The organism is Bacillus pumilus (assembly GCF_900186955.1).
GTDB classification, from domain to species: Bacteria; Bacillota; Bacilli; order Bacillales; family Bacillaceae; genus Bacillus; species Bacillus pumilus.
Genome location: NZ_LT906438.1, coordinates 984,848 through 996,646, shown reverse-complemented (window position 1 = coordinate 996,646; position 11,799 = coordinate 984,848). Strand labels below are relative to the sequence as shown.

Below are 11,799 nucleotides of genomic sequence, written 5' to 3'. Positions count from 1 at the left end.
ATTTTCTTGGCTGTCACCTTGAATTGTTTTTTTGGTTTTTGTCATTTGTCTTGTTTTTGGCATGTTCACATGCTTTCACTCCTCTTCATTTACTTGTTGATCTCCATCCCTTTATTTCGAAATGCGAAATGAATACAACAAAAAAAGAGGCAACCAGCAATCTGGTACGCCTCTTTTCGTCATGTAAAAAGGCGCATGTTGACAAATACGCAACATACGCCTTGATTCATCCGATCAATTGGAACATACGAGTCCCTTTTCAATGACCAATGAAGGTGTAATTGTCACGTGAATCAACCCATTCATGCAGTTTGATTTCATTCTTCCAATGATGTTGCACATGACATTTCCTCCTTTTGGCTCTTGAATCTTTTTTTATCTTATAGTGGCTGTCACCATTTTGTCAATAAATATTTTTCAATAAATGAAATTTTCTAACAAAAAGTTCACCGCCTTCATGTGTATCTTTTTCAGATAACGGGTATACCATGAGTGTAAAGACTCCTTTTGAAAGGAATGAGGACATTGTTTCAAGCTGATCGGATGGTCGTTGCGTTTGATGGACATGAAGACAGTAAGAAAGCATTAAAAAAGGCAATCGCTTTAGCCAAAACCTTGAATGCCAAGCTGACCGTTGCCTATGCACATGATGGCAAATCAAGCAGACAGGTGTTTGATGCACCGCGCCCAATGACTGGCGGAGCTTATATCGGCGGCGGCATGGCAGACCTTCAAACACCCCCTGTGTATGTACCTCATGATGAACAACAAAGTCCCTTGATTTTTGAAGATCATACAGAAGAGGTCGTTGCAGAAGCAAGAATGCTTTTAAATGAGGAGCAGTTTGAAGCTGCGATTGAAATTGTTGAGGGGGAACCAGCGGAAGCGATTATCGAATATGCTGAAGACATATCAGCAGACCTCATCGTCATGGGAGCACGTGACCAAAGCAGATTGAAAAAAATGCTCTTTGGCAGTGTAAGTGAAAAGTTATCATCAAAATCAGATATACCTGTGCTTATTGTAAAATAAAAGAATCACAGAAGGCTGTAAACATTTGTTTACAGCCTCTTTTTATTTATGAAGAAATCGATGCTTCACTTTCCTGTTTAATTTTTTGCTGGAAGCCTTCCTGTACACGCTTTGTTAACTCTCCTGGAACGCCTTCCCCTACTGGCTGACCATCAATTTCAACAATCGGAATGACTTCAGCCGTCGTCGAGCTGATGAAGATTTCCTGCGCGCGCAGCAGCTCTTCTTTACTTATACGCGTTTCTTCAACGCTGCATCCCTCTTCATCACATACTTCAAGAAGCTTTCTACGGGTAATACCGTTTAGAATAAAATTGTTTGCGGGATGTGTGCGAATCACGCCATCAATGATGGCATATACATTCGAGGAAGTACCCTCTGTCACAAAACCGTCTCTAATCAGAATGGCTTCAAACGCACCAGCTTCAGATGCTTTCTGTTTTTCCATGACATTATATAAAAGATTTAAGCTTTTAATATCACATCTTAACCAGCGAAGGTCCTCAGATAATATAGCCTTTGCACCAGCTGTCTGCTCATGAACAGGCTTTTTCACCTGGAACGTATATGCTGTGATTTGAGGAGTGAGAGAATTGCCATATTGATGTTTACGAGGTGCGACGCCCCGCGTGACTTGAATATACACACCGCCATCTGTTAATTGGTTATGGGTGACGAGCTGTTTTAACTTTTCTTCCATATCTGATACTGCACCTTGAAGATGAATGCCGATTTCTTTTGCACTCTTGAACAGACGCTCTGTATGCTCTTTTAATGTAAACAAATTCCCATTGTATACACGGATGACCTCATAGACGCCGTCACCAAATTGATAGCCTCTGTCTTCAATATCCACATGTGCATCCTTTTTTTCAATGAAATCGTCATTATACAATACTTTCATACGGAATCTCCCCTTCGCTTCGCATTAATGGTTGAATCTGATGCTATCTTAGCGGATAAATAGGTACGTTTCAATGATTATTCAGAATTATTTCACATCATGGTAAATGGTCAACTTTTTATTGTAACAAACATAGACTCATAACCAAAAAGATTCCAATTTTTTAGCATCTTCTATATTCATAGGCTCTTTTTTCCTGTATACTTACTCCATATGAACACGACAAAAAACAATGAAAAAAGACAGAATCTACTACATGATTCGACACAAATTTTTGATTTATTGGAGCGATTGAAATGCAACGGGTTACGAAAAAACAGACACCTTCAAACACGATGCTGCTCTCAAAGGCGATTGGTTTAGTGATTCTGTCACTGATCCTCTTTTTTATTTGGGATATATCTAAAACCAATATGCAGGCAGCAGACCAGCCGGCTAAAATGTCTGCGAGCAGTCAATTCCGAGACACAAGCACAAGTCTGAAAGCAAAAGATGATTCTACGAAAACATTAGATGCACATTTTAAGATCAACCCAAACAAACACGTAACGGATCAAACGATCTTTTTAACCTTTGATGATGGTCCGTCAGCGACATCAAACCAGCTTTTAGATGTGCTCAAGGCGCATCAAGTAAAGGCTACATTCTTCATGCTTGGGCCGCAGATTAAGGAACATCCGGCCGCTGTGAAAAGACTTCATCAAGAAGGTCATCAGTTAGGGCTTCATGGGATCACACACGATGTGAAACGCTTTTATCAAAAAAGTGATTCTCCCGTCAATGAGATGAAGGAAGATCAGCGCATTTTGGCTTCTGTCACAGGAGAGTATACACACCTTGTGAGAACACCTTATGGCAGCGCCCCAAATTTAACCGATCAGCAAAAAGCACGTTTAAAACAAAAAGGCTTTATCTACTGGGATTGGACAATTGACAGTCTTGACTGGAAATATAAAAGCTCAAAATATGTACCAGAAGTATTGAATCAGCTGCAAGTGCTAGAGACAAAACATCCAAAGGAACCAAAGATCATCTTAATGCACGATCAGCCAGCGACAGCAAAATACTTAAACAGTTTGCTCACACAGCTAAAAGCAAAGGGCTATACATTTGAAGTCCTAGATGAAACAATGGAGCCGCTGCAGCAATAAAGAAAAACCCGCACCTATTGGATGCGGGTTTTTTGATGATTTATAAAGCTTTCACGAGATCACCAATTCGCTCATGAAAGACAAGATCAAACAGTGGATCGTATTCTGTTTCACTCAAATTCATCATCACCTTGAAGATGGAAGGATTTTGAGCCGCATCTTCAGGAATATACCTTGCTGGCGCTACTTCTAGGGAGGTTCCCATGACGAGCAGAAGGTCCGCTTCCTGAAGTGATTTCTCTACTTGATCAAAATGTTTAACCCTGTCTCCAAAAAGGACAACATCTGTTTTCAGCACTTGCCCACATGTCCGTCCGTCTGAGGAAACCTTTAGACATACAGGCACTTCTTCTTGTAATAAATAAGGCAATTCATATGTCGCTTGGCATGATGGACAAGTAGCTGTTTGAATGGAGCCGTGAAGTTCATATACATGCTGGCTTCCTGCTTTTTTATGCAGGCCATCAATATTTTGGGTAAAAATCTCTACAAGTTTTCCTTGTTTTTCAAGGCTTGCTAAGAAGGTATGCCCGCTATTCGGCTCGTACTCCCCGCTCATTTTCATCTGAAACAATTCCTTGAATTTCGGCCAGAATTGATAAGGGTTTGATAAAAAGTAGGAGCGGCTCATCGCTTCCATGCGAGCGGTGTCTTCAGTCCATAAGCCGCCCGTTGATCTAAAATCGGGAATACCTGATTCCGTGCTCATCCCCGCACCTGAAAGCACCATTATATGTGAAGCCTGCGTTAATTTCTCTCTTAGCACTGCCACCTTTGTTTGATCCACGCATCCTTCCTCCTTTATTCACTCGGCTGTTTTTCACCTTTTTGTTTCATGTAAATGGTCTGTCCAGGGAAGGCAAATTCTACACCTTCTTCATGGAAGATATCCATAATACGGTAGTTAATGTCCTGTTTGATATTCAGGTTTTCAGCCCATGCCGTCGTGTTTGTGTAAAAGTTAAAAAATAAATTCAAATAACTGTCTGCCAGTACATCGAGATTCACCATGATTGTCTCCTTGTGCACCCCATCATGCTCATAAAGCATTTGTTTGAGACGTTTGATACAATGGTCCAGATTTTCCTTTGGTGTATTGTAGGATACACGTACGGAAAACGTAATTTGGCGTTTATTCATTCTCGTCCAGTTCGTGATTGGTTCCTTTGAAAGTGTAGAATTCGGAACTGTCACGACAGCTTCAGCAGGTGTTCTAAATTTTGTACTTCGAAATGTAATGTCCTCGACAGTCCCAAGAACACTTGGTGTCTCCACAAAGTCGCCCATTGTAAAAGGCTTCTCTGTAATGATGACGACCCCTCCAAAAAAGTTCGCCACCGTATCCTGTGCAGCAAGCGCAAAGGCTAGACCCCCTAGACCAAGACCTGCCACAAGTCCATTTACATCATAATTAAATTCCTGTGCAATGACACTAATACTTAGTGCAATAATAATGAAACGAAGCACCTTTGATAAAAACGGCGCTAAAATATCATCCATTTCTAATTCAAATTTCGAATTTACTTTTTGAAATAAGAAAGAAGAAGCTGCTGTTAGATTACAAAGCCCCCATGTCAGCATCAATATAATGGAGGATCTATATAATTTGACGATGACATCCATATGATGCTCAAAGTATGGTGCCTGTCTTAACGCAAAATATAACCCAAGTGCGACAAAAAACAGTCTGGCTGGCTTTTCGAATGCCACAACAATTTGGTTAATGACCTCCGTTTTAGACCGATTGGTCAGCCTAAAGAGAAGATGAAATAAGTACTTCGTAAATACTTTCCGAAGCAATAAAAAAAGCAATAAAATACAAAGGCTAATACCGATTTGGATCGCAACATCTACTGTAAAATATGTATCCATCCATTTTTGTGTAATCATGTTTGTCTCTCTCCTTTAAAACAATCCTCTCTAGTTTATAATATAACCTTCGTTTATGTCCTCACATAAATGTCTGACCTCTAAATAAAAAGCCTCGGGATCAGTCCCGAGGCATGATGTTCAATTATGAAATTTTGGCTAGAGACATATCGACGGGCAGCAAACTACTTTTTCTTCTGAGCCTGATCAAGGAGAGTCGCTTTAAACATTTCAGCATCCGTTTCGACCTTAATACGTTCTTCCACTCTAATTCTCCCTTTACCCAATCATCTCGCCTCCTTTTCATCATTATAAAACATCAGAATTTTCAGTCAACATGACGAAAGCACTAATATTTTGGCGAACGCTGACGATTTGGACAAAATTGATCGAAGAAAAAATTGATGTACTTCAGATTTACTCAATCATGGCTTGGGATATTCCTGCAACTTTTTACATTTGTATTCTCATACTTTCTTAGCAATCCAATTCACCATTACATACAGCTCTTCTTTCGTCCATATAGTAAAGAAGGAAAAACGGTAAAGCATTTGATATGATAAGACCAGAACTTAAGTCAGGGAGCTGGAGCATGTGTATATTATTGCGCATAGAGGGTCATCAAGCGCTGCCCCAGAAAATACAATTGCTGCATTTGATTTAGCTGTTCAGCAGGGTGCAGATTATATTGAATTAGATGTACAGCTCACATTGGACCAGCACGTCGTCGTGATCCATGATGATACAGTTGACCGAACGACGAACGGGAACGGCTTAGTCAAAAGCTATACACTCGATCAGTTGAAAAAACTGGACGCAGGAAGCTGGTTTGACCAACAGTACACAAATGAACGAATTCCAACATTACACGAAATTTTTGAAAGATACAGCCAGCGGATCGGGATATTGATCGAGATCAAACACCCAAAACGGCAGATAGGAATTGAAAAGGCAGTTGCCCGCATCATCAATCGGTTTGCCTATTCTCGTCATATCATGATTCAATCTTTTGACGATCATGCACTGCAAAGAATCAAAGCTTTCGCCCCTTCTCTTCGAACAGCTTTGATTATAAAGCCTAATGCATTTAAACTGACGAAAAGAAAGTTAACGGCATACAGCTCGTTTGCAAATTGTCTTAATATGAAAAAAACGATGATCAATAGATGGTGGATAGACCGCATCCACACATTCGGGATGGATGTGTTTATATGGACTGTGAAAGATCAAAAAACAGCCGATCGGATTAAAAAATATCCCGTTGATGGTGTGGTGACGGATCATCCGCTATTTTTTCTAAAGGAGAAATGATGTAAATGAAAGCGTATCTTGCCGTATTTATTGGTGGACTGATTGGGACACTTTGCAGATATGAACTAAGCCAATTGATCGTCAGCCAAACATTCCCCTATGCAACGCTAATCGAAAACGTGACAGGCAGTCTGCTTCTTGGTCTTTCAACAGGATATTTTATGTTCCAAAAGAGAAAAAAATATCTTGCCGCTTTGATCGGAACAGGATTTTGCGGAGGTTTTACGACAATGTCCACTTTTTCTAAAGAAACGATTCTTTTATTACAGACCGGGCAATTCACTTCAAGTGTGATCTACATCCTGCTCTCAGTCATTGCAGGAGTAGCGGCTGCCTTATGTGGACTAATGCTAGCTCAACGACTCTTTCATCAAAATAAGCAGCAGAGAGGAGGCAGATAAATGATCGTTTTATATACAGCTATTGCCGGCGGGATTGGCAGCGTCCTTCGTTTTTTGATTAGCCAATCGATACATAAAACTAAGTCTCATGCTCGTTTCCCGTACAGTATTATTCTCATCAACTTATTAGGTGCTGCCGGTTTAGGTATACTGACAGGTGCCGTGACTGCTAATCATCCGCTGCTTGTGATCATTGGAACAGGTTTTTTCGGTGGCTTTACAACATTCTCTACGTTTAGTGTAGAGTCTGCGACCATGCTACAGCAGCGGCAAATCGGAAAACTTGCTGTCTACTTAGTGACGACAATCATCGGGTCTTTCTGTCTCTTTACTGCGTTCTATCAAATAGGACAACACCTTTTTTAAATATTGGTGATCGCAGCTAAGCTAATGAGCAATTGATCCATAAGCTGGCGCTTCATTAAAAAGAGAGTTTTCTCACTGTAGCCGATTTCCATCGCACACTTGGCCATCCGCCAATCACGAAAGTATTTGTAATCGATGAGCTGCTTCTCTATCTCATCCAACTCTTTTAGTGCTGTTTCAATACAAGCAACGATGAGTTCATACTGATTTTTTTGCTCTTCTAACTTCTTCCGTGTCATGTGATCCAAATGATGCGGATTTCTTTTTTCAAGCTGTCTTTCGATATTTAAAATCGCTGCCTGGTAATTTTTGAAATTCTTCAAATGAAACTCAATTCGTTTCATTGAGGTTTTTTTCTCCGTGATACTGGCTGTTTCATACCAAAGCATATCCATCCCCCTCTATCGAACGTTTGTTCTCATTATAACCCGAACGAGCATTCGTAAGAAGAGACTAAATACCTAAAAAAACCTTGAGCTTATTTTTCGCTCAAGGTCATTTCATTTACTAACAGCGGCTCTTTTATATCAAGCCCTGTGCGTGTATTTCCTTTTTCTGATGATGTGACGCCTTTCTTTAGGTCGATCTTTTTCACATAGCGTCCATCCATCTCCAAGACCTTCATCCGAATATCATCAAGATAAATGGATTGTCCTTCTCGGATATCAATGTTCTCATTTAAGATTAACCCGCCTATTGTATCAATTTCTTCATCATGATATGACATTTCGATCAAATCTTGAACTTCATCTAATCTGACTTTGCCATCTAAAACATAATGATGATCGGCTCTTTTTTGAATAACCGGCTGCTCATCTTCATCGAATTCATCTCGAATATCGCCAACAATCTCTTCTAAAATATCTTCTGTTGTGACAAGTCCAGACGTTCCGCCATATTCGTCGGTTAAAATCGCCATATGCATTCGATCGCGCTGCATCTTGACAAGAAGCTCTTGAATAGGAATCGTGTCAATGACTTCAATCACTGGATATATATAATCTTGAATCTTCAGTTGATCTTTTTCTCCTTGATACACAAGATCTGCAAAGAGCTGCTTTTTGTTCAGCATGCCGATGACATGGTCTTTATCTCCTGAAAACACAGGAAAGCGTGTATACTTCTCCTGCGTCATGATGGAGAGGATTTCATCCAGCGGCATATCTTCTGGAATGGCACAAATTTCTCTCCGCGGGACCATGATTTCTCTGGCAATTCGATTATCAAAGTCGAAAATTTTGTTCATATAATTATATTCTGATGGGTTGATTTCCCCATTTTTTAAGCTCTCAGATAATAAAATCTTTAATTCCTCTTCAGAATGGGATTGTTCTTTTTCAGACCCCATATCGATGCCCATCATTTTGGTTAGAACACGGGCTGACCCGTTTAACACATAAATGAAAGGGAACATTAGGATATAAAATGCATGCAGCGGGCCTGACAGCCAGAGCGTCATTTTTTCCGCCTTTTGAATCGCCAGTGTTTTTGGTGCAAGCTCACCGACGACTACATGCAAAAAGGTAATAATAGAGAACGCAAGTGTTGCTGAGATCAGGCTGATTGCTGAATCAGGAATGTTTGTCAAACCGAAACCTCGAACCAAAAGTTCTTTTACAGCTGGCTTACCAATCCACCCTAAACCAAGGGATGTCACTGTAATACCGAGCTGACAGGCTGACAAATATTCATCCAGCCTTGATGTCACCTTTTTCGCCACGATGGCCTTTTTAGACCCTTCGGCAACAAGCTGATCAATTCTTGAGCTTCTTGCCTTTACTATGGCAAATTCAGATGCAACAAAGAAAGCTGTTAAAGCAATCAAAACACCGACTATACTCAGATTAACAATATCGTCCATTTAACCTTGCTCTTTCTTAGAAGAACAAGGAGTCACCTCCTGATTGATGATGTTATGTTTTGCAAAACGGTTAACTGATTAAATAAGACTATATTGAGGGCCCCACTTAACCACCTCCGGTTCACGTATAAATCCGCTTCTCTACATATATATGAAACGGTCTTCATTTTATCTTACCATAAATAATCTGAAAATTCCTGTATCACTATGTTAAATTTGACAGGACAATTTAGACTGAGAAATCCCTTTCTCCTCTTCATATCGGCAGGAAATATGAACAATTAACTTGTATTTCAGGCTAGAATTATATTAAACTATTTTCATAAACTATAACGTGACGGTTAGGAGGAGATGTTCAGATGGGGCTGAGAAAAAGTATCGTATTGGTGAACTAGCACAGATTGCACAGGTGACGAAACGTACTGTAGATTATTATACAAATCTAGGGTTGCTTGCGCCTGTTAGATCTTGCTCAAATTATCGTTATTACGATGAACATGCTTTAAAACGATTACAATTAATCGTTCTTTGCAAACAGCAGAGATTGGCTCTTTCTGACATCAAATCCAGATTAGATGAACAATTCCCTTCTCAAAAGGAAGATCCTGATGAACTTGTCCATTTAACATCTGATATCGATCGGATGAACGAGCATATGGACCGCATTTTGGTACGTTGTAAGCAGCTTCAACCAGAACAACGTGAAAAATTAAAAGAGCAGCTTACACCTGAGAAGATGACGGCTGTCCAATCATTTTTACTGCTGTTAAGTTAAAATTTTTACTAAACAGGAGGTGTTACCTTCGTTCTCAAAGTCAGAACGAAGGCCTTAATTGGACATAGTTAATTTACTTATAGTTGCTTTGCTTATAGCTTTAACCGCATTTTTCGTTGCATCAGAGTTTGCGATCATTCGCTTAAGAAGCTCAAGAATTGATCAGTTAATCGCAGAAGGTAATAAAACAGCAGTTGCTGTCAAGCATGTCACGACTCACCTTGATGAGTATCTGTCGGCCTGTCAGCTCGGTATTACCATTACCGCCCTTGGTATTGGTTGGTTAGGGGAAGAAACAATTGCGCACATGCTTGCTCCACTATTTGTAGAGCTGTCCATTCCTCAATCAGCTAGTTCTATTGTCACTTTTATTATTGCGTTTAGTATTATGACGTTTTTACACGTTGTGGTTGGAGAACTTGCACCAAAAACACTCGCCATTCAAAAGGCGGAGCAAGTATCTCTTCTCTTTGCTAGACCGCTCATGATTTTTTACAAAGTGATGTTCCCGTTTATCTGGGTATTAAATGGATCTGCTCGTTTGTTAACAAAAGCGTTCGGTCTTCAGCAAGTTTCTGAGCATGACATGGCGCACTCTGAAGAAGAATTGCGGATTATTTTATCAGAGAGCTATAAAAGCGGCGAAATTAACCAGTCTGAATTCAAATATGTAAATAAAATTTTTGAATTTGATGACCGTCTGGCGAAAGAAATTATGATTCCTCGTACCGAAGTTGTCAGCTTCCCTCATGATATTACCATTGAGGAAATGCTGAAGGTGACCAAGGTAGAGAAATATACACGTTATCCAATTGAAGATGGCGATAAAGATAATATGATTGGTGTTCTGAACATTAAAGAGGTTCTTACTGCATGCATTAGCGGTGAGTGTTCTACAAGTGATACGATCGAAAAGTTTGTCAATCCAATTATTCATGTGATTGAAACCGTTCCTGTACATGATTTATTGCTCAAAATGCAGCGTGAACGTGTACACATGGCGATTTTATCAGATGAATACGGCGGTACAGCTGGTCTTGTGACTGTAGAAGACATCCTTGAAGAAATCGTCGGTGAAATTCGTGATGAATTCGATATGGATGAAATCAACGAAGTGCGTAAACTTGGAGAAGACCATTACATCTTTGATGGAAAGGTTCTAGTGGACCAAGTCAACCTGCTCTTAGGTACGCAGCTTGATAACGAAGAAGTCGATACGATCGGCGGCTGGTTCCTTACTCAGAAATATGAAGTTGAGAAAAATGACACCATTCGTGAGCAAGGCTATGAATTTATCATTAATGAAGTCGATGGACACCATGTGGTATATATCGAGGTCAAAAAGTTAAATGAACAATTAGCAGAAGCCGCTGAAGAAGGCGCTTCTTAAGAAAAAAAACGACCCTTGCCAAAGCAAGCGGTCGTTTTTCTTATGCCTTTTCCATTAATTGAGCTTCAAGTTCTTTAATTCTCGTGTTTAATACTTCCGTCATGGCACCTAATCGTTCTTTTGGCGGCAGATGCTCAAATTCTGACTGCTCAATCGGTTCACCAATAATTAAGCGCATTTTCCCCTTTTTGAAAAGACTTTTCGCATTGGACGGTCCTTTGTACGCTGCTGGAACGATTGGCGCTTTACCGAGCTGTGCAATAGTAACCGCACCTCTTTTTAAAGGTACATCCTCTGTTGTACGTGTTCCGCTTGGAAAAATCCCGACGATCTTTCCCTCTTTTAATAATTTAATGGGCGTTTTAATACTGCTTGGCCCAGGATTCTCTCGATCAACTGGAAAGGCATGAATCTTCTTTAAAAATCCACCGATCCATTTGTTTGCAAACAATTCTTTTTTCGCCATGTAGTGGATCTCAAACGGAAGAATTCCTGCGCCTAATGCAAGAACATCCACAAAACCCTCATGTGTACATGCAATGACAAATCCCCGATCCGTTGGCAGATTCTCTTTTTGATATACTTTGATTCCGCCTCGGAGAGTAAATACTACTTTAATGGTATAGCCTGAAAATTTATACATAGTGCACTTCCTTTGTTTGAAGAATGAAGGATTTGTTTCTATTATAACAAATTTTTTATTACCTGGTACTAAAATTTTCATGAAACAGCCAAACCA

14 protein-coding genes are annotated in these 11,799 nt (G+C 40.0%); 7 read left to right on the top strand and 7 right to left on the bottom strand.

Annotated features, from left to right (window positions below):
* Window positions 1-525 precede the first annotated feature (525 nt).
* Window positions 526-1,032, top strand: a complete 507-nt coding sequence (locus CKW02_RS04935; protein WP_003210990.1) for a universal stress protein — start codon at window positions 526-528, stop codon at window positions 1,030-1,032.
* Between the two features lie 46 nt (window positions 1,033-1,078).
* On the opposite strand, the gene dat is transcribed toward CKW02_RS04935, so the two are convergent.
* Window positions 1,079-1,936, bottom strand: coding sequence for a D-amino-acid transaminase (gene dat, locus CKW02_RS04930; protein ID WP_003211699.1), 858 nt, complete (start codon window positions 1,934-1,936; stop codon window positions 1,079-1,081).
* Window positions 1,937-2,232: 296 nt separating this feature from the next.
* Between dat and CKW02_RS04925 the strand changes: the two genes are divergently transcribed.
* Complete coding sequence (locus CKW02_RS04925; protein ID WP_003211425.1) at window positions 2,233-3,087, top strand: polysaccharide deacetylase family protein; 855 nt, start codon at window positions 2,233-2,235, stop codon at window positions 3,085-3,087.
* 40 nt (window positions 3,088-3,127) lie between these two features.
* Here the strand turns inward: CKW02_RS04925 and CKW02_RS04920 are convergent, their stop codons facing one another.
* The 3 genes from CKW02_RS04920 to CKW02_RS04910 all read right to left on the bottom strand — a co-directional run bounded on the left by CKW02_RS04920 (window position 3,128) and on the right by CKW02_RS04910 (window position 5,243).
* On the bottom strand, window positions 3,128-3,859 hold the full coding sequence (locus CKW02_RS04920) for an NAD-dependent protein deacylase (RefSeq protein WP_034620062.1): 732 nt from the start codon (window positions 3,857-3,859) through the stop codon (window positions 3,128-3,130).
* 29 nt (window positions 3,860-3,888) lie between these two features.
* Window positions 3,889-4,977 carry a mechanosensitive ion channel family protein gene (locus CKW02_RS04915; RefSeq protein ID WP_003211899.1) on the bottom strand — a complete coding sequence of 363 codons (1,089 nt, stop codon included), beginning with the start codon at window positions 4,975-4,977 and terminating at the stop codon, window positions 3,889-3,891.
* Between the two features lie 164 nt (window positions 4,978-5,141).
* A complete protein-coding gene (locus CKW02_RS04910; protein WP_008359843.1) occupies window positions 5,142-5,243 on the bottom strand; it encodes a YhdX family protein in 102 nt (33 codons plus the stop codon).
* Between the two features lie 307 nt (window positions 5,244-5,550).
* Between CKW02_RS04910 and CKW02_RS04905 the strand changes: the two genes are divergently transcribed.
* Genes CKW02_RS04905 through crcB (CKW02_RS04895) form a run of 3 tightly spaced genes read left to right on the top strand, consistent with a single transcriptional unit; the run spans window position 5,551 to window position 7,034 of the window.
* Entirely contained in the window at window positions 5,551-6,267 is a 717-nt protein-coding gene (locus tag CKW02_RS04905) for a glycerophosphodiester phosphodiesterase (RefSeq protein ID WP_003212355.1), read from the top strand.
* A gap of 5 nt (window positions 6,268-6,272) precedes the next feature.
* The gene (gene crcB, locus CKW02_RS04900) at window positions 6,273-6,668 is read left to right on the top strand and encodes a fluoride efflux transporter CrcB (RefSeq protein ID WP_003210967.1); all 396 of its coding nucleotides are present in this window, start codon (window positions 6,273-6,275) and stop codon (window positions 6,666-6,668) included.
* A complete protein-coding gene (gene crcB, locus CKW02_RS04895; RefSeq protein WP_003211864.1) occupies window positions 6,669-7,034 on the top strand; it encodes a fluoride efflux transporter CrcB in 366 nt (121 codons plus the stop codon). It abuts the gene before it with no gap.
* On the opposite strand, the gene CKW02_RS04890 is transcribed toward crcB (CKW02_RS04895), so the two are convergent.
* Window positions 7,031-7,423: a hypothetical protein gene (locus CKW02_RS04890; protein ID WP_003211103.1), complete on the bottom strand. Its 393-nt coding sequence runs from the start codon at window positions 7,421-7,423 to the stop codon at window positions 7,031-7,033. The genes crcB (CKW02_RS04895) and CKW02_RS04890 overlap by 4 nt on opposite strands.
* Before the next feature lie 89 nt (window positions 7,424-7,512).
* Window positions 7,513-8,895 (bottom strand): hemolysin family protein, encoded by a 1,383-nt coding sequence (locus CKW02_RS04885; protein WP_003210868.1) that lies wholly within the window; start codon window positions 8,893-8,895, stop codon window positions 7,513-7,515.
* A 334-nt stretch (window positions 8,896-9,229) separates the two neighbouring features.
* Here CKW02_RS04885 and CKW02_RS04880 point away from each other — a divergent pair, with 334 nt between their 5' ends.
* Both CKW02_RS04880 and CKW02_RS04875 read left to right on the top strand, forming a co-directional pair.
* A complete protein-coding gene (locus tag CKW02_RS04880; protein ID WP_034620022.1) occupies window positions 9,230-9,670 on the top strand; it encodes a MerR family transcriptional regulator in 441 nt (146 codons plus the stop codon).
* A gap of 58 nt (window positions 9,671-9,728) precedes the next feature.
* On the top strand, window positions 9,729-11,060 hold the full coding sequence (locus tag CKW02_RS04875; RefSeq protein WP_034620023.1) for a hemolysin family protein: 1,332 nt from the start codon (window positions 9,729-9,731) through the stop codon (window positions 11,058-11,060).
* Window positions 11,061-11,100: 40 nt separating this feature from the next.
* On the opposite strand, the gene CKW02_RS04870 is transcribed toward CKW02_RS04875, so the two are convergent.
* Complete coding sequence (locus CKW02_RS04870) at window positions 11,101-11,703, bottom strand: lysophospholipid acyltransferase family protein (RefSeq protein WP_003212102.1); 603 nt, start codon at window positions 11,701-11,703, stop codon at window positions 11,101-11,103.
* Window positions 11,704-11,799 lie beyond the last annotated feature (96 nt).